Annotated in this window: 25 protein-coding genes; 12 read left to right on the forward strand and 13 right to left on the reverse strand. The window is 58.8% G+C overall.

Annotated elements, in window-relative coordinates:
- Positions 1 to 20: 20 nt before the first annotated feature.
- From G5221_RS10300 to G5221_RS10330, 7 genes are all read right to left on the reverse strand, one after another.
- A complete protein-coding gene (locus G5221_RS10300; protein WP_421263191.1) occupies positions 21 to 746 on the reverse strand; it encodes a TPM domain-containing protein in 726 nt (241 codons plus the stop codon).
- Complete coding sequence (locus G5221_RS10305) at positions 743 to 1,333, reverse strand: LemA family protein (RefSeq protein ID WP_421263192.1); 591 nt, start codon at positions 1,331 to 1,333, stop codon at positions 743 to 745. Before G5221_RS10305 ends, G5221_RS10300 begins: the two co-directional genes overlap by 4 nt.
- A gap of 85 nt (positions 1,334 to 1,418) precedes the next feature.
- Positions 1,419 to 2,156 (reverse strand): penicillin-insensitive murein endopeptidase, encoded by a 738-nt coding sequence (gene mepA / locus G5221_RS10310; RefSeq protein WP_421263193.1) that lies wholly within the window; start codon positions 2,154 to 2,156, stop codon positions 1,419 to 1,421.
- Positions 2,150 to 3,055, reverse strand: coding sequence for an amino acid ABC transporter permease (locus G5221_RS10315; RefSeq protein WP_069555751.1), 906 nt, complete (start codon positions 3,053 to 3,055; stop codon positions 2,150 to 2,152). Before G5221_RS10315 ends, mepA begins: the two co-directional genes overlap by 7 nt.
- Positions 3,055 to 3,876, reverse strand: coding sequence for a transporter substrate-binding domain-containing protein (locus G5221_RS10320; protein ID WP_043823663.1), 822 nt, complete (start codon positions 3,874 to 3,876; stop codon positions 3,055 to 3,057). Before G5221_RS10320 ends, G5221_RS10315 begins: the two co-directional genes overlap by 1 nt.
- A 2-nt stretch (positions 3,877 to 3,878) precedes the next feature.
- Positions 3,879 to 4,676 (reverse strand): amino acid ABC transporter permease, encoded by a 798-nt coding sequence (locus G5221_RS10325; RefSeq protein ID WP_216978992.1) that lies wholly within the window; start codon positions 4,674 to 4,676, stop codon positions 3,879 to 3,881.
- Entirely contained in the window at positions 4,669 to 5,439 is a 771-nt protein-coding gene (locus tag G5221_RS10330; RefSeq protein WP_069555748.1) for an amino acid ABC transporter ATP-binding protein, read from the reverse strand. Before G5221_RS10330 ends, G5221_RS10325 begins: the two co-directional genes overlap by 8 nt.
- Before the next feature lie 106 nt (positions 5,440 to 5,545).
- Between G5221_RS10330 and G5221_RS10335 the strand changes: the two genes are divergently transcribed.
- Together G5221_RS10335 and G5221_RS10340 are read left to right on the forward strand one after the other, a co-directional pair.
- Positions 5,546 to 6,088 (forward strand): hypothetical protein, encoded by a 543-nt coding sequence (locus tag G5221_RS10335; protein WP_421263194.1) that lies wholly within the window; start codon positions 5,546 to 5,548, stop codon positions 6,086 to 6,088.
- Positions 6,089 to 6,304: 216 nt separating this feature from the next.
- The gene (locus tag G5221_RS10340) at positions 6,305 to 6,586 is read left to right on the forward strand and encodes an RNA recognition motif domain-containing protein (protein ID WP_005337180.1); all 282 of its coding nucleotides are present in this window, start codon (positions 6,305 to 6,307) and stop codon (positions 6,584 to 6,586) included.
- A 71-nt stretch (positions 6,587 to 6,657) separates the two neighbouring features.
- On the opposite strand, the gene G5221_RS10345 is transcribed toward G5221_RS10340, so the two are convergent.
- Positions 6,658 to 7,557: an aldo/keto reductase gene (locus G5221_RS10345; RefSeq protein WP_139411973.1), complete on the reverse strand. Its 900-nt coding sequence runs from the start codon at positions 7,555 to 7,557 to the stop codon at positions 6,658 to 6,660.
- Between the two features lie 147 nt (positions 7,558 to 7,704).
- On the opposite strand from G5221_RS10345, the gene G5221_RS10350 reads away from it, so the two are divergent.
- The 3 genes from G5221_RS10350 to ltaE all read left to right on the forward strand — a co-directional run bounded on the left by G5221_RS10350 (position 7,705) and on the right by ltaE (position 10,033).
- Positions 7,705 to 8,112 carry a helix-turn-helix domain-containing protein gene (locus G5221_RS10350; protein ID WP_005351138.1) on the forward strand — a complete coding sequence of 136 codons (408 nt, stop codon included), beginning with the start codon at positions 7,705 to 7,707 and terminating at the stop codon, positions 8,110 to 8,112.
- Positions 8,113 to 8,199: 87 nt separating this feature from the next.
- Positions 8,200 to 8,901, forward strand: a complete 702-nt coding sequence (locus G5221_RS10355) for a short-chain dehydrogenase (RefSeq protein ID WP_421263195.1) — start codon at positions 8,200 to 8,202, stop codon at positions 8,899 to 8,901.
- A gap of 112 nt (positions 8,902 to 9,013) precedes the next feature.
- Positions 9,014 to 10,033: a low-specificity L-threonine aldolase gene (gene ltaE / locus G5221_RS10360; RefSeq protein WP_421263196.1), complete on the forward strand. Its 1,020-nt coding sequence runs from the start codon at positions 9,014 to 9,016 to the stop codon at positions 10,031 to 10,033.
- A 90-nt stretch (positions 10,034 to 10,123) separates the two neighbouring features.
- Here ltaE and G5221_RS10365 read toward each other — a convergent pair whose 3' ends face one another.
- From G5221_RS10365 to G5221_RS10375, 3 genes are read right to left on the reverse strand one after another with little or no spacing between them, the layout of a single operon-like run.
- Positions 10,124 to 10,555, reverse strand: a complete 432-nt coding sequence (locus G5221_RS10365; protein ID WP_042055615.1) for a PAS domain-containing protein — start codon at positions 10,553 to 10,555, stop codon at positions 10,124 to 10,126.
- A gap of 8 nt (positions 10,556 to 10,563) precedes the next feature.
- Entirely contained in the window at positions 10,564 to 11,586 is a 1,023-nt protein-coding gene (locus tag G5221_RS10370; RefSeq protein ID WP_042055618.1) for a response regulator, read from the reverse strand.
- A 54-nt stretch (positions 11,587 to 11,640) separates the two neighbouring features.
- Positions 11,641 to 12,579 carry a LysR family transcriptional regulator gene (locus tag G5221_RS10375; protein WP_216978986.1) on the reverse strand — a complete coding sequence of 313 codons (939 nt, stop codon included), beginning with the start codon at positions 12,577 to 12,579 and terminating at the stop codon, positions 11,641 to 11,643.
- A gap of 833 nt (positions 12,580 to 13,412) precedes the next feature.
- On the opposite strand from G5221_RS10375, the gene G5221_RS10380 reads away from it, so the two are divergent.
- From G5221_RS10380 to G5221_RS10400, 5 genes are all read left to right on the forward strand, one after another.
- Positions 13,413 to 15,365, forward strand: coding sequence for a putative bifunctional diguanylate cyclase/phosphodiesterase (locus G5221_RS10380; RefSeq protein ID WP_421263251.1), 1,953 nt, complete (start codon positions 13,413 to 13,415; stop codon positions 15,363 to 15,365).
- 143 nt (positions 15,366 to 15,508) lie between these two features.
- Positions 15,509 to 17,074 (forward strand): AbgT family transporter, encoded by a 1,566-nt coding sequence (locus G5221_RS10385; RefSeq protein WP_421263197.1) that lies wholly within the window; start codon positions 15,509 to 15,511, stop codon positions 17,072 to 17,074.
- A gap of 71 nt (positions 17,075 to 17,145) precedes the next feature.
- Positions 17,146 to 17,871: an oxygen-insensitive NADPH nitroreductase gene (gene nfsA / locus G5221_RS10390; protein ID WP_421263198.1), complete on the forward strand. Its 726-nt coding sequence runs from the start codon at positions 17,146 to 17,148 to the stop codon at positions 17,869 to 17,871.
- A gap of 192 nt (positions 17,872 to 18,063) precedes the next feature.
- Complete coding sequence (locus G5221_RS10395) at positions 18,064 to 18,828, forward strand: DNA repair protein (RefSeq protein WP_216953387.1); 765 nt, start codon at positions 18,064 to 18,066, stop codon at positions 18,826 to 18,828.
- Positions 18,822 to 19,376, forward strand: a complete 555-nt coding sequence (locus G5221_RS10400; protein WP_421263199.1) for a VOC family protein — start codon at positions 18,822 to 18,824, stop codon at positions 19,374 to 19,376. The genes G5221_RS10395 and G5221_RS10400 overlap by 7 nt, the downstream gene beginning before the upstream one ends.
- 145 nt (positions 19,377 to 19,521) lie before the next feature.
- Here the strand turns inward: G5221_RS10400 and G5221_RS10405 are convergent, their stop codons facing one another.
- Positions 19,522 to 20,745 carry an MFS transporter gene (locus G5221_RS10405; protein ID WP_421263200.1) on the reverse strand — a complete coding sequence of 408 codons (1,224 nt, stop codon included), beginning with the start codon at positions 20,743 to 20,745 and terminating at the stop codon, positions 19,522 to 19,524.
- A gap of 95 nt (positions 20,746 to 20,840) precedes the next feature.
- On the opposite strand from G5221_RS10405, the gene G5221_RS10410 reads away from it, so the two are divergent.
- Together G5221_RS10410 and G5221_RS10415 are read left to right on the forward strand one after the other, a co-directional pair.
- Entirely contained in the window at positions 20,841 to 21,716 is an 876-nt protein-coding gene (locus G5221_RS10410; RefSeq protein WP_042053074.1) for a LysR family transcriptional regulator, read from the forward strand.
- A gap of 63 nt (positions 21,717 to 21,779) precedes the next feature.
- Positions 21,780 to 22,736, forward strand: coding sequence for a LysR substrate-binding domain-containing protein (locus G5221_RS10415; RefSeq protein WP_421263201.1), 957 nt, complete (start codon positions 21,780 to 21,782; stop codon positions 22,734 to 22,736).
- Positions 22,737 to 22,817: 81 nt separating this feature from the next.
- Here G5221_RS10415 and ribA read toward each other — a convergent pair whose 3' ends face one another.
- The gene (gene ribA, locus G5221_RS10420; RefSeq protein ID WP_005351157.1) at positions 22,818 to 23,411 is read right to left on the reverse strand and encodes a GTP cyclohydrolase II; all 594 of its coding nucleotides are present in this window, start codon (positions 23,409 to 23,411) and stop codon (positions 22,818 to 22,820) included.
- Positions 23,412 to 23,487: the final 76 nt, after the last annotated feature.

Genomic DNA, 23,487 nt, shown 5'->3' on the forward strand with positions numbered 1-23,487 from the left:
GATTTGTCTCTTTACTCCTGTTACCAGCCACCGGAGGCTCCGCCGCCGCCAAAACTGCCGCCGCCACCGCTGAATCCGCCGCCGGAGCGACCACCAAAGGAGCCGGCACCCAATCCACCAGCCATATAGGCCGACCGACGTCGTCCTCCCGGCCCACCGCCACCACCGCCGCGCAGGTTGTGGAGCACGATCATCGCAATCACCACCAGAATAAACAGCCAGGGGCCGCCACCGTTGTCACTCTTTGGCTGCTCGACCGGCTGATATTCTCCGGCGAGTGCCTTCATGATGCTCTGGCTGCCCGCCATGATCCCGGCCACCATATTGCCGCGCTTGAAGGCGGGCAGGATGCGGCCATGGATGATGTTGGCGGCGATGGCGTCGGGCAGGGCGCCTTCCAGCCCATATCCCACCTCGATCCGCACCTTGCGCTCATCCTGGGCGATCAGCAACAAAACGCCATTGTTTTTGCCTTTCTGGCCGATCCCCCAGTGGCGACCGAGCTGGTAGCCGTACTCCTCGATAGTCTCCCCATCGAGGCTGTCGACAGAGACCACCACCAGCTGGATACCACTGCGCTTTTCAAAGGCGGCCAGCTGTTGGGTCAGTTGATGGGCCTGTTTGCGGGACATCAGACTGGCTTCATCCACTACCCGTCCGCTCAGCGTCGGGAAGTCCGGTGCCGCTTGCAGGGCACTGGCCCAGAGCAGCAGACAGGGAAGAAACCAGCGCAGCATCATCTTCATTGGAAGCTGACCTTGGGCGCCTCATCGGCACCGGGTTTGGCACTGAAACTGGGTTTGGCCTCCAGATCCGAGTAGAGCAGCTTGGACCAGATAACGCCGGGGAAAGTGCGGATCTCGGTATTGAACTGGCGTACCGCCTCGATATAGTCGCGACGAGCCACCGAGATGCGGTTCTCGGTTCCTTCCAGTTGGGCCTGCAGGGCAAGGAACTGCTGATCCGCTTTCAGCTCGGGGTAGCGTTCTACCACTACCATCAGGCGGGAGAGGGCGCTGGAGAGCTGGTTCTGTGCCGCTTCAAACTCCTTGAGCTGGGCAGGATCGCTCACCTGCACGCTGCCGACCCGGGCACGGGCATCGGTGACCGCTTTGAGGGTCTCCTGCTCATGGCTGGCGTAGCCCTTGACGGTTGCCACCAGATTGGGAATGAGATCGGCACGGCGCTGATACTGGTTCTCAACCTGCCCCCAGCTCGCCTTGACCTGCTCATCCAGGGTCGGAATATTGTTCATGCCGCAGCCGGTCAGGGCGAGCAGCAGGGTCAGGGTCAACAGGCTCTGCGTGGTTCTGCGCCAGAGTGATGTGGCCATCTTGTTGTTCTCCTTTGGTATTTCGAGTCGATAGTGCGCCATGGATGATGTACGACCAAGAGTGCACCACCATACCAGCTTGGGGTCAGTTGCCACAACGCGTAGGTAGCTCAGGTCGCTTGTTGATGCCGGAGACCTTGGGCAGCTGGGGCTTGTCTTTTAGCCAGGATGCCAGCTCTTCCCCACAGCCATTGCCGGGCGGAATGGGAGCCTGGGGTTCACAATCGGGGCTGCCCACCGGGCAGCGCAGCCGCACGTGGAAGTGGCTGAAGTGGCCCACCCAGGGGCGTAGCTTGGCGACCCAGGGTTCGTTACCAGCCTGTTGGCAGACCGCGGATTTGATCACCGGATTGACGAAGATGCGGGCCACCTCGGGTTTGCTGGCCGCAAGCCGCAGCAGGGTGAGCTGCTGGGGGCCAAAGCGGCCCGGTAACATCTTGTAGCTGGGTTCGTCGATCAGTGCCCACTCCTTGGGGGCATCCTGCTCCCATTTGCTGATGGGGCGGTTGGCCATGCGAAACCAGATATCGGCGTCGAGTCCGGTCTGGTGGCTGCGATGGCCGGAGGTAAAGGGGCCGCCCTGGGCCATCGCCAGATCGGCGATATAGAGATCCGGCAGCCCGGCCATGCGGGTCTGGTTGGCTAGCGTCTGCAGATAGTGGATAAGGTCGGGGTGGCCGTAGTAGCGCAGCCGCTTGGTGCGGATCACCTGATACCCCGGCCCTTCGAGGGGCAGGGATACGCCGTTTTTCAGGCAACCGGCGGCATAACCGCCGATGGCTTCCGCTTGCAATACGGCCGCCAGCAACAGGGACGTCAGCATGTGCGTGCTCCTTGTCTTGCTTCGAGTCGGCTCAGCAATACGAACAGACTCAAACATATAAATAAATAGGCCGCGGCCACCAGCAGCCAGATCTCGTAGACCAGTCCGCTGGAGTTGGCCATCTCGGTGCCGACGAAGGTGAGCTCCTGTACCGAGATAAGGGAAACGATGGCGGTATCCTTCACCAGCGCAATGAGCTGGCCGGTGAGGGGGGGGAGCATCAGCAGCATGGCCTGCGGCAGGATCACATGGCGCAGCCGCACCCAGGGGGAGAGCCCGAGGCTCTGCGCCGCCTCCCACTGGCCACGGGGGATGGCGGCCAGCCCGGCGCGGACGATCTCGGCGACGAAGGCTGCGCTGATCATGCCAACGCAGAGGGTGCCTGAGATAAGGTTTTCCCAGCGGGCAGGTGGGCCAAACAGCGCCTCTTGCCACGGGGAGAGTGATACGGTGCCGAGCCAGCGGGAGAGGCCGCTCGCAGGCAGCAGCTGGTTGGCGATAAAGAAGTAGAAGATGAAGATAAAGACCAGCGGCGGCAAATTGCGGATCAGCTGGATAAACAGGGTCGCGGGCATCACCAGCCAGGGGCGGCGGCTGAAGGCGGCTACCCCCAGCGCAGTGCCGAGCAGCAGCGCCAGCACCATGCCGAGCAGGGCGATGCGCAAGGTGGTGAGCAGACCGCTGAAAAAGTACGGCAACTCGCCGTGAGGGCCAGGGGTGAACAGCAGATCGAAGGCCTCATGCCAGCGCCACTGATAGGCCACCCCGATGTGCAAGCGGCTGGCCAGCCAGAGGCCAGCCAGCAGCAGGATCAGGGCGATCGCCCCATCTAGCCAGTTGATGTTCCGACATGCCCCACGGACGATGCGCCGGATGGTCTCTTTTAGAGCAATCAGCATCAGGGATTGGCGACCTGTGCTTCCCACGCCAGCGACTTGAACCAGTAGTCATGGCGCGCCTTGAGCCAGCCATCGGCCTGACGGGCTGCGATCCACTCGTTGAACTGCTCAGCCAGGGCATCATCCCCCTTGCGCAGGGCAAAGCCTTCATCGCCTTGTGCCAACGGCTCGGCAAACGGCATAAAGAGGGCATCCGGGTGGCGCAGCGCCTCTTGCTCGGGTTTCGGGGAAGAGGAGAGGGCGCCGTGGGCGCGGCCGTTCAGCACCTCCTGAAATACCTGTGACTCGTCATCAAACTGGCGCAGGGTGGCCTTGGGGAAGTGTTCTTTTGCCACCTGTACCGGTGAGGCGCCACGACGTACCGCCAGGATCACCCCGCGCTGGTTGAAGTCCGCCACGGTTTTCTTCTCTTTGGCCATGGTGCTGGAGGCGGCCAGCTGCACCCCCGAATGGGAGTAGGCCTGGGTGAAGCGCACGCTCTTCTCCCGCTCGGGGGTGATGGTGAGGCCGCCGATGATGACGTCATACTTTTTCGCCAACAGGGAGGGGATGATGCCATCCCAGGCGGTAGGCACGAACTCTACCTGCCAGCCGTTATCTGTGGCGAGGCGACGGGCCACGTCAATCTCGAAACCGATCAGGGCCCCCTGCTTGTCGCGCATCGCCCAGGGGGCGAAGGTGGACATGCCGACCCGCAGGGTACCGCTCTGCTCGATCTGCGCCTGGGTGTCGGAGGGGGCAGTTTCTGCCAGTGCCGGAGTGAGCAGGCTTGCCAGCAGCAGGGCTGCGCCCGACAGGGTCGTCTTGAATGACAGATTCATGGTTAGCGTCCTTGTTGATCCGGATTCAGGTGACGGGCCAGTGCCCGCGAACAGGCTGACAGCGTCAGGGTTAACAGCAAATAGAGGGCAGCCACGGTAAACCACACCTCAAAGGTCAGAAACGTATCGGCAACCAGAGTACGCCCTTCGTTGGTCAGATCGAAGATGGCGATCACACTCACCAGCGCCGAATGTTTGATAAGGGAGACCAGCTCGTTGGTGAGCGGCGGCAAGGTGATGCGCACCAGCTGGGGCAGGATCACCTTGCGCAGGGTGATGGTTCGCGACAAGCCAAGCGACTGGGCTGCCTCCCACTGTCCTTTGGGAATGGCCTGTACGCCTGCACGCAGCACTTCGGCGGTGAAAGCGCCCTGATAGAGGGAGAGGCTCAACACGGCGCAGGCAAGGGGGGCCAATCCCAGCATGGGGCCCAGCAAGAAATAGAGAATATAGAGCTGCACCAGCTGGGGCGTGGTGCGCACCAGCGCCAGATAAGCGATGGCGAGCCATGGGCCGAGCCGGGAGGGGAGCAGCCGCAGGCTGACCACGCACACCCCGACCGCCAGAGTGCCCAACAGGCTGAGCAGCGCCACCTGCAAAGTGACCAGCAGGCCGTTTAGCAAGGGGCCGGCATAAAAGGTTCCCTCATCCCACTCGCCGAGAAAGGGCAACACCCGAGGCCACTGCCACTCATAGCCCATCTGGCGAGCGCCGCTATAGAGCGCCCAGCCCAGTAGCGCAGAGAGCATCACAGTGCCCGACAGCCAGCCAAGCAGGCGGGGGCGATTGAGCCTAGCCATGATAGCTGAGCACCTGTTCGAGGAAGGCTCGGGTTCGCGGGTGCCGGGGGGCGTTGAACAGCTGGGCGGGCGGGGCTGACTCGATGATCTTCCCCTCATCCATAAAGAGTACCCGATCCGCCACCTGACGGGCAAAGCCCATCTCGTGGGTGACGCAGATCAGGGTCATCCCCTCGTCAGCCAGCTCGCGGATTACATCGAGCACTTCGCGGATCATCTCGGGGTCGAGGGCGGAGGTGGGCTCGTCAAACAGCATCAGCTCGGGTTGCATACAGAGTGAGCGGGCGATGGCGACCCGCTGCTGCTGGCCACCGGAGAGCTGGTGAGGGTACTTGTCGGCCTGTGCCTGAATGCGCACCCGCTCGAGCAGCCCGAGCGCCCGGGCTTTGGCCTCCTGAGGGCGCAACCCCAAGGTATGCACCGGCGCCACCATCAGGTTCTCCAGCACCGTCATATGGGGGAAGAGGTTGAACTGCTGAAACACCATGCCAACCCGACCTTGCAGGCGACGCAAGTAGGCGGGGGTTACCGGCTCGCCAAACAGGAATAGCTGGCCGCCGTCGATCCCCTCCAGCCCGTTGATGGTGCGGATCAGGGTCGATTTTCCCGAGCCTGACGGGCCACAGATAACCCACTTCTCTCCCCGTTCAATGGTGAGATCGATGTGATGAAGAGCCTGAAAGTCGCCATAGAATTTGTCGACGCCACAAAAGCGCACACAGGGTTGCGAGCTGGTCAAGAAGCGGGTTCCACTCAGAATCATTTACGCCATGGTATTGATTTTATAGGGGGATGACAAAGAAAACCCCCTTGTCAGCATCCTGATGGCTATTCACAATGGTGCCATTTCGTGATGACAGGAGCTTTTCATGCGTATTACATCCTTGCTTGCCGATTCGCAGGTGCAGCTGTTGATGCCGCCAGCGGTTCGCTATCGCTGCGTCATTTTTCTGTTGTTGCTGGTGAGTTGGGGCGTGGTGGCAGCCTCCTTGTGGGATGGCTGGGGCGCCATGGCGCTGCTCAACTGGGTGTGCGTAGTCTTTGGTGGTATCACCGGGATCATGGTGTCGCTGCCCCGCAGCTGGCAGCCCTGGCGACTGGCGGAGCTGGGGTGGGATGAACAGCATATCTATCTGCTCAATGGCAACAAGGATGAGGCGCTGGCGCTGCCCCGCAGCCAGCTGGTGGCGCTCGAACGGGAGCGGCGAGTGGGTCACGACGGCCAGTGGCTCGACTTCAGCCTCGATCTGCAGCTGAGTGAAGAGGAGCTGGCTGCGGCCATGGCCTTGCTGGATCTCAAGGCGGGGGAGCTGCATCTGGTGAGCCCGTCTGTCTATCGCTTCGGCTTTAAACGGGCCTGGCACGGTCGCCGGATGCTGGCGCAACGGTTGTCAGATCTGCAATCGGCCTGAGTCGACTATTTTCTCGACAATTCCCGGCAAAGCTCAGATACTGCCAGTGACTCGAATTGATCTTGTCTGCACTGTTAACCCAAGAGATCAATCACTTGACGACAGTGTGGAGAAGGCCACGGCATGAAGCCATGGCAGGTCCGGCATAGGGGTTGTGCCCTTACCGTTATGCTGGGAATTGCATAGAGAAGGCACCTTGAATCGAGAGTGGATGGCATGAAGATTTACGTAGGAAATCTGTCGTACCGGATGACGGCCGACGAACTGAAAACCCTGTTCAGCCAGTTTGGACAGGTCGACAAGGTTGATATCATCATCGACCGCGATACCGGCCAGTCAAAGGGGTTTGGTTTTATTGAAATGCCGGTCAATGGTGATGCCGAGAAGGCCATCGCTGGTCTGCATGGCACTGAAGTCGGTGGCCGTACCATCACCGTCAACCAGGCCAAACCGAAGACAGATGCTCCCCGTGGTCGCCCGCAACAGCGCCACCGCTAAGGTGCCTCGGCAATAAAAAAACGGCATGGGTTTCCCCCATGCCGTTTTTGTTTCTGTACGTTTTGTTGTGATCAGGGGACGTCGTAACCGAGCGCCGCCTTGCGGATGCGGAACCACTGCTGGCGATTGAGGGCGATGGATTCGGCGGCCACGGCGGCAGCAATCCGCTCCCGTTTGCCGGAGCCAATCAATGGCAGCGGCTGACTTGGCAGCATCATTACCCAGGCGTAGACCACCTGCTCGATAGTCTGGGCGCCCACTTCCTGACGGATCTGCTCCAGTTCGGCACGCAGCGGGGCATAGGCGTCATCGCTGAACAGTCGGCCGCCGCCGAGACATGACCAGGCCATCGGCTTGATGCCAAGCTGCTGGCACTGATCCAGGGTACCATCGAGGGTCCCTTCCTGATGAAGCGGCGAGATCTCCAGCTGGTTGGTGACCAGCGGGAAGGGGAGGCGCGATTGCAGTAGCTCGAACTGACGGGCGGTGAAGTTGGATACCCCGGCGTGCTTGATCTTGCCCGCCTGTTTCAGGGTGATAAAGGCGTCGGCCACTTCATCTGCGTTCATCAGGGGATCTGGGCGGTGGATCAGCAGCAGGTCCAGATGGTCGGTGCCGAGCTTGCGCAGCGAGGCTTCGGCGCTGGCGATGATATGGTCCTTGCCGGTGTTGTAGTGGTTGAGAGCATGCTCCGGCTTGGCGGTGAGGGCGATACCGCACTTGGTGACGATCTCCATCCGGCTGCGCAGGGAAGGCTCGAGGCGCAGGGCGTGACCAAAGGCCTCTTCGCACTGGTAGCCACCATAGATATCGGCGTGATCGATGGTGGTGACCCCCAGATCCAGATGATATTTCATCAGATCGAGCAGAGCGGCCGGAGAGAGCTGCCACTCCATCAGGCGCCAGTAACCCATGATGAGGCGAGAGAAGGTGGGGCCTTGCGGATGCAGGGCGACACGGGATACAGACATGGTTGACTCCTTGAAAAACACGATGCGAAAACGATGTGCAACATAGATGACTGCGGGCATCTTGGCCTCATGTGGCTGGCAAAGCAATAATGGGCAGTTGCATGATTCGAACTTTGGTTCTGATCGCAGAGTAGGAGAGAGAGTTGGATGGAAGGATTTGCCGAGCGCTTGCAGAGCCTGATCGGGGAGATGAGCGTGAGCGCGTTTGCCCGCAAGGTGGGGCTCAGTGAAGCGCTGATCCGCAAATATTTGAAGGGAGCCGAGCCTGGCCTGGCGCGGGCCAACCAGATCGCCATGGGGGCCAACTGCTCGCTGGAGTGGCTGGCAACCGGCTGCGGTTATCTCTACCGTCAGGCGGAAGTGGTAGACAGGGAGGCGCTGGCAGCGGCGCAGCTACTGCTGGGCGAGCAGCAACCCGGGGTTGGGCTGCCCGATGAGGAGGCTCTGGTCACCCTGCTCGCCTATTACCAGTTTTTGCGCACCCACAAGAAAGCGGACGGTTTTCTCGACTTGGCGCTGGCGCGGGAGTTTGGTCGCCATCTGGGGGAAGCGTGATGAGGGGCATATTACCCTTTGGTCGTGTCACGGCCGGTTGATTATTCTGATACGCTCTAAGCAAGATAACTCTCCATGGAATGGGCGATGAGCTACTTGATCCTCGGAAGCGGTGCGCTGGGCTCGGCGCTGGCAAGAGAGCTGATGGCAAGGGGGGAGTCCTTCCTTCTAGCCGGGCGCAACTATCCCAAAGGGATCGAGATGGAGGACTTCTTCCCGCTGCCAGATGTCGATGCCATCTCGTTCGATGCCTTGTTTACCCTCTACGACACCGATCCTCTTCCCACTGTGGTGATCAACACCATCGGCCTGTTGCACGATGTCAGCTTTATGCCGGAGCGGCGGGTCGAAGAGGTGCACCCCAAGTGGCTGTGCGACAGCCTGCTGGCCAATGCCTGGCCAACACTGGCGCTGGCTGCCCGTTTCAGCCGGTTGATGGGCAATGACCATCCGCTGTGGCTCTGCGCCATCTCCGATCTGGCGGGCTCCATCACCGCCAATCTGGAGGGGGGACGTTACAGCTACCGGATGAGCAAGGCGGCCCTCGACATGGGGGTGAAAACCCTGGCCCTTGAGTGGACGCAGCGTTTCCCGCAAGCAGGGGTGGTGGCCGTTGCGCCCGGCTTGATGGACTCCCCGATGAATACCCCCTTTCTGAGCGAGTTGCCCGCGGATCAATTGCAGGATCCTGCCGAGGTGGCGGTGAAACTGCTCAATCTCATCAAGGGGTTATCATTGACTCAATCGGGCCAGCTACTGGCTCTCAACGGTCGGCCGCTGCCTTGGTAAATCCCGCCTGCGGGTTCTACGGACGTCTATTGGCTTCACATTCTGCTCATGCGCCCCTTGCCAAGCGAGGGGCGCATGGCTAACGTCACTCTCCTGTTTCAGGAGGGATCTCATGCGCTATATCGATTTACGAAGTGACACCGTCACCCAGCCTACTGACGCCATGCGTCAGGTCATGCTCCACGCCGAAGTGGGTGACGATGTCTATGGTGAAGATCCGGGCGTCAACGCGCTGGAGGCCCATGGGGCCAGATTGCTGGGCAAACAGGCGGCGCTGTTTGTGCCATCGGGCACCATGTCCAACCTGTTGGCGGTGATGAGCCATTGTCATCGTGGTGAGGGTGCCATCCTCGGCAACGCCGCTCACATCTATCGCTACGAAGCGCAGGGGAGTGCCGTGCTGGGCTCCGTGGCCCTGCAACCCTTGCCGATGCAACGCGACGGCACGCTGGCATTCGATGATATCAAGGCCGAGCTGGCCCCTGATGATGCCCACTTCGTCCAGACTCGCCTCATCTGTCTTGAGAACACCCACAACGGCAAGGTGCTGCCGCTCCCCTATCTGCAAGAGATGGGGGCATTTGTTGCTGAACGTGGCTTGAAGCTCCATCTCGATGGCGCACGGCTTTTTAACGCCGCCGTGGCCAGCGAGACCCCGGTCGAGGTGATCGCCGCGCCATTTGACAGCATCTCGATTTGTCTCTCCAAGGGGTTGGGCGCACCGGTGGGCTCGCTGCTGGTGGGCAGTCACGACTTCATCGCCCGTGCGCGCCGACTGCGCAAGATGCTGGGGGGCGGCATGCGCCAGGCGGGCATTCTGGCGCAAGCCGGTCTGTTTGCCCTCGAGCAGCACGTGACCCGTCTGGCCGATGATCACCGCCGTGCCAAGCGGCTGGCCGAAGGGTTGGCTGCACTGCCTGGCATCGAACTCGACCTCTCGCTGGTGCAGAGCAATATGGTGTTTCTGCGACTGCGTGAGGGGGAATCAGCCCCTCTGCTGGCCTTTATGAAGGAGCGGGGGATCCTCTTTTCCGGTTACGGTGAGCTGCGACTGGTGACCCATCTGCAGATCAACGATGACGATATTGAAGAGGTTATCGACGCTTTCACCGAGTATCTCGGGGCGCGTTGAGACGGCTTGGTGATGTAGCCGTTATCCCGATATTTGTTGATACCGAAACAACAGAGGGCGCCGCGGCGCCCTCTGTTGTTTGCAGCAAACTTAAGCCTGCCGCTGGCCGCTCATCAGCATGGCCTCATCGGTGGCGTCGTAGATCATCACCGCGATATGGGTCACCTGACCGCCGAAATCGGCCAGTGGTACCAGCGTCAGGTTCTGGAACATGTGGGGGGCCGAGCCGGTAATGGGGCGATAGTTGGAGAAACGCAGCAGGTAGGGCTTCTGTTCCCAGGTGCTGAAGGCGCGGTTGTTGAGCTTGAAGACCATGTTGGCCTTGCGCTCGAACCAGGCTCTGTCCACATCGGGGAAGAGCTCGAACAGTAGGCCATCGCGCACGTCACTGGCCAGTCGGCCGCTGTGGCTCTCCATAAAGCCGTTCCACACCTGTATCTTGTACTCCTTGTCAAGCACCACCAAGCCTACGTCCAGGTTCTGGACTATGTTCATCAACCAATGAAATTCACGGATTTCCATAGTCACTCCTAGAGCATGTGCATGATTTTGTTGTTCATGGTGGCGATGGAATCTTCGGTAAACAGCAGCAGCAGATCACACTGCACCGCGTAATCCTGGATCCGGTAGTTGATCTCGATGGCGAGCGTGCGGCGCCAGCGACTCTTGTTGGTGTGGATCAGTTCGTTGATGGGTCTGTGCTGGCCGAGCACCACCGGGTGTCCCTGACTGAAGGGGGTGTCGAGCTGGTTGGCATAGCCGCGCAGGAAGGCGCCTATCAGCACGTTGGCGGTATCCATCAACAGCTCCAGTTCGGCGGTGCGATCCAGCGTCCCCTGATGGTTCATCAGCTTGGCCAAATCTTTGAAGCTGGAGTCATGGAACAGGATCAGCGCTTCGCCGGCGATCCCCGCCCCGATAAACCCCTGACAGACGGCGGAGAGGGTATCCGAGTCGGCGGCGGCAGAAAGGGCCATGTGCAGCTCGGAGACCTCCAGCACGTTGACGTTGGGGATAGGCAGTACCACGAAGGCGTTGAGCAGACGAGCCAGCAAGTCGGCGGCCTGACCCATGGAGACGTTGGCCAGCTCCTGATAGACATCGCGGATTTCGGGGGTGATCTTGACGCCTGCATCGGCTACCACTCCGTTTGGCTGCTGCTCGGGGGCGCTTGGTTGACCGCTCGGGGTGGCACTCCAGAAATCATGCTTTTTGAGCAGGGCGAGCAGGGTTTCTGGGGCGGCAGGTTTCTTGATGAAATCGAGCGCCCCTAGCCCCATGACCCGTTGATAGGCCTCTGGTTGGATATCCCCGGAGACCACGATCACCTTGTTGCGTAGACCCTCCCGTTGGAGGGTCTCCAGCACGCCGTAACCGTCCATTTCCGGCATGGTCAGATCGAGAAAGATGAGATCCCCATGGCCCATCAGCACCTGTTCGATCCCTTCAAGGCCATTCGCCGCATAGTGCAAATCGACTTTCCAGTCAGCCGGTAGCGCTCGTGCCAGCTGTTTGCGGGCGAACCCGGAGTCATCACATATCAATACATTCATGGCGTTAGGCAGGCTCTGTTGGCAAGGATTGCTATAAGTGTGGCCCGCTAACAGTCAGATGCAATGTGGGAGGTTGTCACCCTGTGAAAATTGGTTATCCCATTGCCGGTTACGATAGCGTGCGGAGTATTTCTCAACAAATTCAGCGAACATCTTAACACGCAACGGGGCGAACTGGTGCTGGCAACACAACATGTAGAAGGGGCGATTGCCGGTCTGCCAGTCGGTCAGTACCGGTACCAGCTGCTCGTCATGGAGGAAGCTGCTCAGATAGTGCAGCGGGGCGTTGACTATCCCCAGATGACGCCGGGCTGCGCGCACGGCGGCCTGAGTCTGGTTGACGGTCAGTTTGGCGCTGCGTTTGATGCAGATGTTCTGGCCATCCTTGTCGGTCAGTTGCCAGTGCTGGTGTGGCCAGCAGTAGATGAGATCATGTTCTTCCAGCTGGCTGGGGTGGGAGGGGGTTCCCTTCTTGGTCAGATAGAGTGGCGAGGCAAACAGGCCGTACTCGATATGACCGAGACAGATCGCATTGGGCAGCGACTGGGGCAGCTCACCGTTGAAGAACACCAGATCCCGATCATTGTCGAACAGGTGCTGGTGATCATTGGTCTGGGTGATATCGAACTGTACCTCGGGATAGTGCAGCCCGAATTCGGCCAGCATATCGATGAGGATGGTGTTGGAGAGCGCGATCGGCGCGGCTATCCGGATAAGCCCGGTGATGTCTGCTTCTTTACCCCGGATCTCGCTGGTGGCCTGCTCGATTTGTGCAAGCGGTGTGCAGAGACGCTCGTAGTATCTGAGCCCTTCATCGGTAAGACGGAGTTTACGGGTAGAGCGATGTAGCAGGGAGCAACCCAGTTGCTCTTCCAGCTGGGAAATGCGTCGACTGATGGTGCCTGTTGGCATGCCCAGTGCGGCTGCAGCATGGGAGAATCCTCCCTCTTGCACCACCTTGACGAACAGGTAGAACTCTTCGATGTGCTTCATAAACGCTGTTCTGGGTGTAACAAGGGGGCAACCATAAAAAGAGCCTTATCGCTTGGCAAGGGTAATTCAGCGTTTAATTGATCTGGATTCGATTTCTACTGATACCAGTTTAAATTTTCAATTGTTCTCGAATGAGGATTATTTTCTGCGCCACAGTCATTGTTGCGAGATGTCACCCGTTAGCTCAAGAGAGAGAGGCGACATGGTATGACTACAATACGACCCATCCTCAGGAAAAAAGAGGATCGCGCTGGTCAAGAGCAGTTCTTTTTTTCGGCGATGTGAATGTGATGACAGTCGCATATTCATCATGCCGGTCTGGTGAAGGTAGATATTCGGTTTTGAGGTATTTAAGTTCCTTGTTAAGTCGCTATTTGGGGCCGGTTTTGCTCTTTTTTGTCTGTTTATTCAACGCACTGGTTAATAAATGAAAGTTTTACGAGGGAAATGCCGGCACTTTTTTTAGTTGACTTTTTTGTCAGTAAATAAGTGTTTGTTGTGAATCGTAAAAATGTTTTTTGAAGTATCCAGAGTGCAATTCTTAGTGCTTGTTTTTGCTGGGAAAAAAAGTTAAAAACGAACGAGGGATTTGTTCTGATTGACAGGAGTATTGGCTGAGTCCTTTTTTCTGTGGCTGGATTGGCTCTCCTGTTGTTGATTTCTGAAATCAGTTATCTGCTTTTGGCCATCGCGAGAAATAGTGGCCGAGAGGTGTTTTCACCTTGCATTCTGCATACGGCGGTTTGCCCATTTGTTTTCCGGTTCACCAGTGACCATCCAGCATGAATGACTTTGACCAGATGAATACGCTTGACGAACGGTTACTGAAGACAATGGATGTTCTGCATACCCCTATCTGGGTATATGACATCGAACATCACCATATTTTCTGGGCAAACCGCGCAGCACTTCCTCTCTGGGAGGCCACCTCCCTTGACGAGCTCTGTTCCAGGGATTTTTCGGCTGATATGGCCACAGCCATAGCGCTGTTGTTGCAACGCTACCTCGGTGATTTTCAGCAGGGGCGAAGTTACAACGAGTGGTGGACTATCTCCCCAAAGGGGGTCAAGAAGCAGATCTATCTACGCCTCTCCGGCATTCAGCTGGCTGGCCGTCTGATGATGATGACCGAGGCGGTGCTCGACTCCGATACCCTCTATCAGGAGTCCTCGCTGGCAACCGGTGATACCCTGGCCTGCCTGTTCGATAGCAATGGCGCGTTCGAAAGCGGCAACTATCACTTCGAGATGTGTTTCGGTCATCGGATCACCACGCTCTCCCAAGTTTTTTCCGGTAGTGACGACAGTTTTTACCAGAAGCTCTCCCGACTCGATGAAGTAGTGACCGAAGGGGAGTGCCGAACCCTCAAGGGGATGCGCTGGTTCCAGTATCAGTTCCGCTATATCCAGCAAGGAGCACGGATCCTGCTCACCATGCGCGATATTACCGATCGCAAACTCGAGGAGCTGGAGCATCGCCACCTCGCCTGGCATGACTCCCTGACCGGCCTGCTCAACCGTTATGGCTTGATGAAATCTCTCGAGGCCTATTGCGGGTTGGGGGAGCGTTTCGCGCTGGTATTCATGGATCTGGACAACTTCAAGCTGGTCAACGACAACTACGGCCACAAGGCGGGAGACCGCCTGCTGGAGCGGGTTGCCGGTCGCCTCAAACAGATTTGCCCCCGCGATGTTGAGCTGGCCCGTCTTGGCGGGGACGAGTTTACCGCGTTGGTTCCCTTGGGAAACCAGAGCGAACGAGCCCAGGATGTGGCCGATCAGATGCTCTCCCAGATGACCAAGCCGCTGCAACTGAGCGGTCTGCCGGAGGTAACCATCGGCGGCAGTATCGGCATTGCCATCTATCCCGATGATGCGGACGATGGTGATAACCTCATCACCCGCGCCGATATGGCCATGTATCAGGCCAAGCAGATGGGGCGGCTGCGCTGGCAGCGTTTTACCCCCAGCATGCAGCAGACCCTGCAGCGCAAGCTCAATCTCAAGCAGTTTCTGGCCAAGGCTATCGGTCGTCAGGAGCTGAGCCTCTGTTACCAGCCACAGGTCGATGTCGCCAAACGGCGTCTGATCGGTTACGAGGCGCTGCTGCGCTGGTATAACCCGGTGCTTGGCCATGTCTCGCCAGTGGAGTTTATCCCCCTTGCCGAAGAGATGGGGCTGATCCGCGAGATCGGCAGCTGGGTGCTCTCTACCGCGCTTGCCCAAATGGCCAGTTGGAAGAAGCGCCTCCATCACCGGGTGCCAGTCTCCGTCAACCTCTCTGGTTTCCAGCTCTCGTCGGCACTGCCCGGGCAAGTGCGCCAGCAGCTGGAGCTGCACGGGGTGGATGCCTCCCTGTTGACGCTGGAACTGACCGAAACTGTGCTTATGCTGGATATGAAGGGGTGCCTCGATATTCTCGATGACTTGAGTGAACTGGGGATCAAGATTGCCATCGACGATTTTGGTACCGGCTACTCATCCCTTGCCTATCTCAATCGCCTGCCCATCGATACGATCAAGCTGGATCGCTCTTTCGTGGTCGGCCTCAACCTGCCGGTGATCCGGGCGACCGCCGCCATGGCCACCAATCTGGGTTTGGGGATCATGGCAGAAGGGGTGGAGGAGCCTCACGAGCTGGCCGCACTGCAGACCCAGGGGTGCCATGTGTTCCAGGGATATCTGTTCAGCAAGCCGCTGACGGTGGCACAAGTCGAGGCGAGCGGTTTCGTGGTGGAGTGTCAGGTTGGGCGTTATCCACTGTTAGATGCCGTGATGGCAGAGTAACAAGTGTGCGTTAGACCACAACCTGGGATTTTATTCCGTAATATTTAATCAAAATTAATCATTATTTTGCGATCGGTCATGAGACGGATTGGCTGGAGTTGCTAGCATGCGACCTCATTTCTAGGGAAAGGAGTATTGCAATAATGAGTCATACTGCTGTCAATGACCGTCCGGCCAGCCCTCCCAAGGGTTGGCTGAACCGTTTCCTCAATGGCGTCGAGAAAGCCGGGAACAAATTACCCGACCCCGCCATGCTGTTCCTCTATGCCTTGCTGATCGTCTGGGTCGGCTCCTGGGTGTTGTCACAATTCCAGTTTGATCTGGTCAACCCCCGTACCGGGGAGGCGGTAGTGGTCAACAACCTGCTGACCGGTGCCGGTCTGGCCGAGTTTCTCTCCACTATGGTGACCACTTTCACCGGCTTTGCCCCGCTGGGGATCGTGCTGGTGGCTATGCTCGGGGTTGGGGTGGCCGAGCAGTCCGGTTTTATCAATACCGGTCTGAAAAAGTTGCTCAATGTGACGCCTGCCCGTTTCCTCACCCCCATGCTGATCCTGGTAGCGATCGTCAGCCACACCGCCGCAGATGCGGGTTATGTGCTGGTGATCCCCATCGGTGGCATCATCTTCCACGCTGCCGGACGCCATCCGCTGGCGGGGATCGCCGCTGCCTTTGCCGGTGTCTCCGGCGGTTTTGCCGCCAACTTCCTGCCCTCCGGCGGGGATGCGTTGCTGCAGGGCTTTACCCAGTCCGCCGCTCAGTTGCTCGATCCTGACTACATGGTCAACACCCTTTGCAACATCATCTTTACCGGAGCCTCTTCGCTGCTGATCATCTGCGTCGGCTGGTTCATTACCGAAAAGGTGGTTGAGCCGCGCCTCAAGCATGTGGCGCTCAACGAGGATCTGGAGAGTGCCGACGAGATGGGGCGCTACAGCGCGCAAGAGAGCCGAGCCTTCAACTGGGCCGGGTTTGCCATGCTGGCGGCTATCGTGCTGCTGGCGCTGGCGCTCTCCCCGAACGATTCCCCGCTGCGTGCTGCCGATGGCTCCCTGACTACCTTCGCTGCCCCCGTGATGAAGTCCATTGTACCGCTCATCTTCCTGCTCTTTATCCTGCCCGGGATTGTCTACGGCTTTGTCGCAGGCAGCTTCAAGAGCGGCAAGGATGTGATCGACGCCATGTCGGCCACCATGAACAAGATGGGCTCCTACATGGTGATGGCTTTCTTCTGCGCGCTCTTTATCAAGGCGTTTGGTGACTCCAATCTGGGCACCCTGCTGGCCCTCTCCGGTGCCGAAGTGCTCCATGCGCTGGCGCTGCCCGGTGAGGTGACTATCGTCGGGATGATCCTGCTCACCGCCAGCGTCAATCTGGTAGTCGGCTCGGCCTCCGCCAAGTGGGCGCTGATCAGCCCGATCCTGGTACCCATGTTGATGGCGGTGGGGATCTCCCCCGAGCTGACCCAGGCGGCCTATCGGGTCGGGGATTCTGCTTCCAATATCATCACCCCGCTGATGGTCTTCTTCCCGCTGGTGGTGGTCTATTGCCAGCAGTATGTGAAGAGCACCGGGATTGGCACTCTGGTCTCCATGATGCTGCCCTACTCACTGGCCTTCCTGGTGAGCTGGACCATCTTCCTGCTGCTCTACTGGGCGCTCGGCTTCCCGCTCGGGTTGCAAGCCCCTTACGTCTATCCGGCCCCTTAAGCTGGGTGTGCGAGGGAGCCTTGGGCTCCCTCGTTTTTTTCGCTATGGTGTTACCTCATTTTGGAGGTGCCATGAATCAGACCATCGATCTTATCCTTTCCCATCGCTCCATTCGTCAGTTCACTGCCGAGCCGATCGTCCCGCAGCAGCTGGATGTCATTCTCGCCGCCGCCCAGTCCGCCTCGACCTCGAGCTTTTTGCAGGTGACCAGTATTGTGCGAGTCAGTGAACCCGAGGCGCGTCAGCAGCTGGCCATGCTGGCGGGCAATCAACCCTATGTGGTGCAGGCGGCCGAGTTTCTGGTGTTCTGCGCCGATTACCATCGTCACAGCCAGATCGTGCCCGAGGCCCAGACCGGTTATGCGGAGCAGTTGCTGATCGGGGCCATCGACGGCGCCCTGATGGCGCAAAATGCTCTGCTGGCGGCGCAGTCGCTGGGGCTGGGCGGGGTCTATATCGGCGGCATTCGCAACCATCCTGCCGAGGTGAGCGAGCTACTGGGCTTGCCCCATCAGGTGATCCCGCTGTTTGGCCTCTGCCTTGGCCACCCTGCCCAGCAGCCGGAGCAGAAACCCCGCCTGCCCAGGGGATTGGTGGTGCATCAGGAGCGCTACCAGCACGAGCTGGATCGCGACCTGCTGGCCCGGTACGATCAGCAGATCGCGGACTACTATCAGGCCCGCAGCAGCAACAACAAACAGCAGACCTGGAGTAGCCAGATCCGCGCCATTCTGGGCAAGGAGTCCCGCCCTTTCATGCTGGGATTCCTGCAATCGCGGGGCTTTAACCTCAAGTAATGGCGCTGATGGGCGATACTATGGGAGTGATGACCACCATGGTCATTTTCCCGTGATCCTGAAATCTTTCCCTGAGACCGGGTATACAGCTTGGCGACAAATCGTGGGCAAGGGGGGATCTACAGGCTACCTTAAGTAGATAAGCTGTTGTAGGATCACGCAATTGGATTGGGACAGGGGTTTGGACATCCTATGATTTTAACTTTGGTATTGCTGTCTATCGGCGCGCTCCTGTTTTTGGTTATCGCCTATAACGTGGTACAGCAATATAAGCAGAAGGCGGAGGCTGAAAAGCGTCACGCCGTTGCCAGACACAAGACGGTAGCCGACGAGACCGAAGAGGTACTGCTGAACGTCAATCTGGTGCCTTTCTCCAAAAACATGGTGTTGCTGTTGCAGCACCGGATCCTTGATGCCTATCGCGCCATCGCCCAGGTGATGCCCAACAACCAGATCAAGCAGCGCATCGCCGATGTGCAGATCCAGATCAAGAACGTGCAGGAAAATTACAGTGCGCAGGATGAGGGGCACTTCAAAACCCCCGAGTCTGATCGTCAGGCGATCCAGATGTTGCAGCTGGTAAAAAAGCTACGTGCCGTACTGCGTGTCGAGCACAACAAGGGCAAAATTGATCCGCAGGGGTTTGCTCAGGAAGATCGTCGTCTCGAGCTGATGCAGCTCAAAATCAACATCTCGAATCTGGTCAAGCGGGCGATGGATGCCCGCATTCAGGGCCAATATGGTACTTGCCGCCAGCTCTATACCAAGGGGTTGTCGGCAATGGCCAGCATTGGCGACAAGGATCCCTATCTGTTGGCTCGTGAAGAGGATATGCGTCAGGGGCTCAAGGAGCTTGAAGAGCTGCAGCAGCAAAACAGCGCGCAGGATCTGCAAAACATCAAGGACAAGGAAGCCGACGAGCTCGATGTCCTGTTTCAACCCAAGAAGAAATGGTAAGCATGTCCCACCCACTCGATTCCACACTGGGGCCAATGGCCCCATTTGTTTCTCAGCTGTTGACCGAACTGGCCGCTGCTGGCGTCACATTTTCCCAGCCAACGGTCGATCACCTCTGTTATCGGGCGGCGACCTTGCAGGAGTACCGCGCGCTGTGTGCTGTATTGGCTGAAGCGGGCTCCTTGCTGGTGGAGGGGATGATCGGCGGTCGCCCGATTGCCACTTATCAGTTGCATCAACCACTGCTGGCTGGTGAGGTGCAGGTACCCTGTATCGAGCTGGCGGCGCCGAAACCGGGGCGCATCCATCAGGCAGGACTGGAACATATCGAGCTGGTGGTTACTTCACTGCAGGATCTGGTAGCGCGCTATCCCGAGTTACCGTTCAAAACCGGCAACATGCAAGATACCCGCAACCCCGATATCGGCATGATGTTGCCCTCCGGACAGATCAAGTTTCATCTGCGCTCGCTGGCTGAGGTGATCGCCGAAGAGGTGGCGACCGGTGCTGTGGTCGCGGTGCCTGCGGATTATTTCGATCAGGAGTGATCCTGCTCTAAATGCGGTGCGAGCCTGACAGGCTCTTGAATAACGCAGTAAAAGGGGTCACCGGTGTGACCCCTTTTGTTATCTGGCGGTGCTGGGTTGCGAGATCGCCATCTGCTCGTAGGTGACCCTGTTTGCGCTGAGCCTGTTACCCGTGTCGGTGGGGTTGCTGGGCGGGCAGTGGCGATTGGCTTCGCTGCTTGAGACGGCCGAGCCAGAGGCTCAAGCCCGCCGTCAGGATGAGGACCAGTTCAATTCCCATGACCAGACCGCCCAGCTCGCCTTGCTCCCAGAAGGGGTGCAGGTAAAGCCCACCCAGACTGGCTCCCAGATAGTAGGCCACCAGATAGAGGGAGGAGGCGAGGGCGCGGTTGTGTTCGACATGATGACCGACCCAGGCGCTGGCGCAGGCGTGTGCCAGGAAAAAGCCGAAGCTGGAGATCAGCAAGCCACTCAGGATCCCGAGCAGGCTAGCTTGCAGCAGCCACAGACTCCCGAGGGCCATCAGGGCGATCCCGACCAGCAGCATGCGTTGTGTCCCCCAGCGATTGGCAAATCGGCCACTCAGAGAGGAGGCTACAGTCCCCGAGAGATAGGTGAGAAACAGCATGCCGAGCCACTGGGTGGGCAGGGAGAAAGGGGGCTTGGCCAGCAGGAAGGTGAGATAACTGAACTGGTTCAGAAACACCATAAAGTTGAGGCCGCCAATCAGATAGGCCCCTACCAGCAAGGGATTGGTCAAGTGTTGCTGCAAGGCGCGAGCAAATTGGCCGCGAACGGGGGCGCTCGCCACAAAGCGGGTCTGATGGGGCAGCAGCCAGAAGACCAGCGGCAGCAGTGACAGGCTGATCACACCGATCCCCAGAAAGGTATGCTGCCAGTCGCCAAACCAGCCCGCCAGCAGGCCGCCGACCACCCGACCGGCAATGCCACCGAGGGAGTTGGCGGCAATATAGACCCCCACCGCCGAGAGCAGCGCCCGTTTGCTGAACTCTTCCCCCATATAGGCAATCGCGGTCGCGGGCAGTCCTGCCAGCAGCGCGCCCTGCAGGATGCGCAGCAACAGCAGGGAACCAAACTGCTCAACCAGCGGGATCAACAGTGAGAGCAGGATCGCCAGGGTGAGGGTACCCAGCATGACCTGCCGACGGCCATGGCGATCCGCCAGTCTGGCGCAGATCAGCAGGGAGGCGGCGAGGCCTGCAGTGCATCCTGCCAGGGTCCAGCTGGCCGAGAGGGAGTTGACCGAGAAGACCTCGGCAATCAGGGGTAACAGGGGATGGGTCTGGTAGAGGTTCAGAAACACCAGAAAAGAGCCCAGGCTGAGGGCCAGGGTTGCACGTATCCACTCGCGACTTCCAACTTCAATCATTGCGTATTGTCCTGACTGCTTTTGGTCAGAGTAGAGTCCTTGCGGTTATAAATATAATATATTTAAGTTATCCATCTCATAAGATGAATTGATACATGGATCTGAAACAGCTCACCTATCTGCTGGCGGTCAGGGATGCCGGCTCATTTACCAAGGCAGCCAACAGTCTGCATGTGGCACAACCGGCCATCAGCATGGCCATCGCCAAGCTGGAACAGCAGCTCGAGTTGCGACTGTTTGATCGACAGGACCGGGCGGTACGGCTCACCCCTGAGGGGGAGGTGCTCTGTCGCCATGCCGAGCGTCTGTTGCTGCAGATGCATCAGGCTGAGGCCGAGATGGCCGAGCTTAAGGGGTTGGAGCGGGGGGAGGTGCGGATCGGGATCCCCTATATGATGGGCTCCTACTATTTCCCCCCTCGTCTGATGGCCTTCAAGCATCGCTATCCCGGCCTCAAGATCCGGGTCGAAGAGGCCGGCACCCGTGAGCTGCTCAGCCGGATGGTGGATGGTTCCCTCGATCTGGCCATTCTCATCACCAGTGATCTCCCCCCCGCCATCGAGGGGGCACATCTGTTGAGCGAAGAGATGTTGATGGTGGTGGGGGACGATCACCCCTTGCGCGGCGAACCGGCCGTCACCCTCTCGCAGTTCTTTGCTCAGGAGCTGGCGCTGTTTCGCCGTGGTTTCTATCACCGGGAGCATATGGAGGCACTGGCCCAGAGCCTTGGCGTTGAACCCGATATCGCCTTCGAGAGTAATCTCATCCCTCTGCTCAAGGCGGTAGTGCGGCAAGGCTTTGCGGTGACCACTTTCTTGCGGATGGTGCTGGAAGAGGAGCCGGATCTGAGCGGCGTACCCTTCGACCCGCCCATCTATCTCGATCTCTGCGTAGCGTGGCGGCGTGGTGATCCGCTCTCCATGGCCAATCGTGCCTTGCGTGATTTCCTACTCAAGGATCGCCCGGCCTGATGGCTGCGGGCCATTTCTGAAAGTTTGTTACTATTAATGGTGGGTTCGCTTGAGGGCTACACCATGAAACTGCAGCAATTGCGCTATATCGTCGAGGTGGCCAACCACAGGCTGAATCTGTCGGCCACCGCCGAGAGCCTCTTTACCTCCCAGCCCGGGATCAGCAAACAAGTGCGGATGCTGGAGGATGAGCTGGGGATCCAGATCTTCGAGCGCAGCGGTAAACACCTGACCCAGATCACCCCCATCGGTCGGGATGTGATCAAAGTGGCCGCCGAGGTGTTGGACAAGGTCGCCACCATCAAAGTGATGGCTAGGCAGCATGTGCATCCGGAGAAGGGAACTCTCACCATTGCCGCTACTCATCTGCAAGCCCGTTATATTCTGCCCGCCATCCTCAAGGGTTTTATGGCCCGCTTTCCCAAAGTTGCCGTAACTGTGATGCAGGGGAGTGCGACGCAGTGCCGCGCAGCCGTGCATGATGGCTCTGCCGATCTGCTGCTGGCGGATGAACCGGAGGAGGGGAGCGAGCTGCTCATGCTCCCCTCTTTTCAGTGGCAACGGGGCTTGGTGCTGCCCAAGGATCATCCGTTGGCCAAAGCAACATCGCTGACCCCGGCTGAGCTGGTGGAGTTTGCATTGGTGACCGATGGAAGGGCTCTCTCCACAGCTCAAGGCACTGATTGCGCTCATGCCGAGAGCCGGATCGCCTGCTGTGCGAGCGACAGCGATGTGCTCAAGACCTATGTCAGACAAGGAATGGGCATCGGGATGATGGCAACTTTTGCTTGGGAGCCCCAGCGCGATGGCGATCTGGTGCTCAAAACGGCGCCTTGGCTACCAGGCGGTGTGGCCGCTATCGGGTTGCGCAGAGGGGCATTTTTATGCGGCTATCTCTACGATCTGATTGAACGTCTCGCGCCGCAATTGACCCGGGAGCGGGTCGATCAATACTGCGCGGCCCGCACTGGCGAAGAGCTTGAAGCTCTGCTGGTCAATCTGACCGTACCACAGCGATAGCCAGGGTTGATGTGTGGTCGATCCAAGAAAAACGCCTCCGAATAGGAGGCGTTTGACTATCTGGTATTCGTCAATGCAGGCTCATTTTTTGAGCATGTGATCCAGCTTGTTGGCCTTGGTCGACAGATAGAACTCGTTGTGGGGATTGCGCCCTTCCTGCAACGGTACCCGTTCGGCCACCGGAATACCGAAGGATTCCATCGCTTTCATCTTGCGCGGGTTATTGGTCATCAGTTTGAGAGACTTGACCTCAAGCTGCTTGAGCATATCGGCGCAGATGGTGTAGTCGCGCATATCGGCGGCGAAACCAAGGGCTACGTTGGCCTCCACGGTATCGGCACCCTGATCCTGCAGGTGATAGGCGCGGATCTTGTTGAGCAAGCCGATGCCACGGCCCTCTTGACGCACATACAGCAACACGCCACGACCGGCTTTGGCGATATTCTCCATGGCCGCCTGCAACTGGAAACCGCAGTCACAACGCAGGCTGAACAGGGCATCGCCGGTCAGGCACTCTGAGTGGATCCGGCCCAGCACGGGCTCGTCACCTGTAATGTCGCCCATCACCAGTGCGGCGTGGTCTTTGCCTGTGCCGGTTTCCTGAAAACCTACCAGCGTGAAGGTGCCCCAGGGGGTTGGCAATTTGGATTTGGCCACGAGGGTAACGCTGCTCATAGGTTGCTCCTTACTACTAACGGCTCAAAAAAGGGGGCCAGTTTAGCGCGCCTTGTCAGGAACGACCATAAGAACA

This window comes from Aeromonas sp. 602200 (assembly GCF_049173895.1).
GTDB classification, from domain to species: Bacteria; Pseudomonadota; Gammaproteobacteria; order Enterobacterales; family Aeromonadaceae; genus Aeromonas; species Aeromonas veronii_A.

Bases quoted from the DNA above. Each gene is read 5' to 3' on its own strand.
- G5221_RS10300 (WP_421263191.1), bottom strand. From the start codon at position 746: ATGAAGATGATGCTGCGCTGGTTTCTTCCCTGTCTGCTGCTCTGGGCC.
- G5221_RS10415 (WP_421263201.1), top strand. From the start codon at position 21,780: ATGAAACTGCAGCAATTGCGCTATATCGTCGAGGTGGCCAACCACAGG.
- ribA (WP_005351157.1), bottom strand. From the start codon at position 23,411: ATGAGCAGCGTTACCCTCGTGGCCAAATCCAAATTGCCAACCCCCTGG.
- G5221_RS10305 (WP_421263192.1), bottom strand. From the start codon at position 1,333: ATGGCCACATCACTCTGGCGCAGAACCACGCAGAGCCTGTTGACCCTG.
- G5221_RS10340 (WP_005337180.1), top strand. From the start codon at position 6,305: ATGAAGATTTACGTAGGAAATCTGTCGTACCGGATGACGGCCGACGAA.
- G5221_RS10370 (WP_042055618.1), bottom strand. From the start codon at position 11,586: ATGAATGTATTGATATGTGATGACTCCGGGTTCGCCCGCAAACAGCTG.
- G5221_RS10395 (WP_216953387.1), top strand. From the start codon at position 18,064: ATGATTTTAACTTTGGTATTGCTGTCTATCGGCGCGCTCCTGTTTTTG.
- G5221_RS10375 (WP_216978986.1), bottom strand. From the start codon at position 12,579: ATGAAGCACATCGAAGAGTTCTACCTGTTCGTCAAGGTGGTGCAAGAG.
- G5221_RS10350 (WP_005351138.1), top strand. From the start codon at position 7,705: ATGGAAGGATTTGCCGAGCGCTTGCAGAGCCTGATCGGGGAGATGAGC.
- G5221_RS10345 (WP_139411973.1), bottom strand. From the start codon at position 7,557: ATGTCTGTATCCCGTGTCGCCCTGCATCCGCAAGGCCCCACCTTCTCT.
- ltaE (WP_421263196.1), top strand. From the start codon at position 9,014: ATGCGCTATATCGATTTACGAAGTGACACCGTCACCCAGCCTACTGAC.
- nfsA (WP_421263198.1), top strand. From the start codon at position 17,146: ATGAATCAGACCATCGATCTTATCCTTTCCCATCGCTCCATTCGTCAG.
- G5221_RS10410 (WP_042053074.1), top strand. From the start codon at position 20,841: ATGGATCTGAAACAGCTCACCTATCTGCTGGCGGTCAGGGATGCCGGC.
- G5221_RS10380 (WP_421263251.1), top strand. From the start codon at position 13,413: ATGGATGTTCTGCATACCCCTATCTGGGTATATGACATCGAACATCAC.
- G5221_RS10330 (WP_069555748.1), bottom strand. From the start codon at position 5,439: ATGATTCTGAGTGGAACCCGCTTCTTGACCAGCTCGCAACCCTGTGTG.
- G5221_RS10400 (WP_421263199.1), top strand. From the start codon at position 18,822: ATGGTAAGCATGTCCCACCCACTCGATTCCACACTGGGGCCAATGGCC.
- G5221_RS10355 (WP_421263195.1), top strand. From the start codon at position 8,200: ATGAGCTACTTGATCCTCGGAAGCGGTGCGCTGGGCTCGGCGCTGGCA.
- G5221_RS10385 (WP_421263197.1), top strand. From the start codon at position 15,509: ATGAGTCATACTGCTGTCAATGACCGTCCGGCCAGCCCTCCCAAGGGT.
- G5221_RS10335 (WP_421263194.1), top strand. From the start codon at position 5,546: ATGCGTATTACATCCTTGCTTGCCGATTCGCAGGTGCAGCTGTTGATG.
- G5221_RS10325 (WP_216978992.1), bottom strand. From the start codon at position 4,676: ATGGCTAGGCTCAATCGCCCCCGCCTGCTTGGCTGGCTGTCGGGCACT.
- G5221_RS10365 (WP_042055615.1), bottom strand. From the start codon at position 10,555: ATGGAAATCCGTGAATTTCATTGGTTGATGAACATAGTCCAGAACCTG.
- G5221_RS10315 (WP_069555751.1), bottom strand. From the start codon at position 3,055: ATGCTGATTGCTCTAAAAGAGACCATCCGGCGCATCGTCCGTGGGGCA.
- G5221_RS10320 (WP_043823663.1), bottom strand. From the start codon at position 3,876: ATGAATCTGTCATTCAAGACGACCCTGTCGGGCGCAGCCCTGCTGCTG.
- G5221_RS10405 (WP_421263200.1), bottom strand. From the start codon at position 20,745: ATGATTGAAGTTGGAAGTCGCGAGTGGATACGTGCAACCCTGGCCCTC.
- mepA (WP_421263193.1), bottom strand. From the start codon at position 2,156: ATGCTGACGTCCCTGTTGCTGGCGGCCGTATTGCAAGCGGAAGCCATC.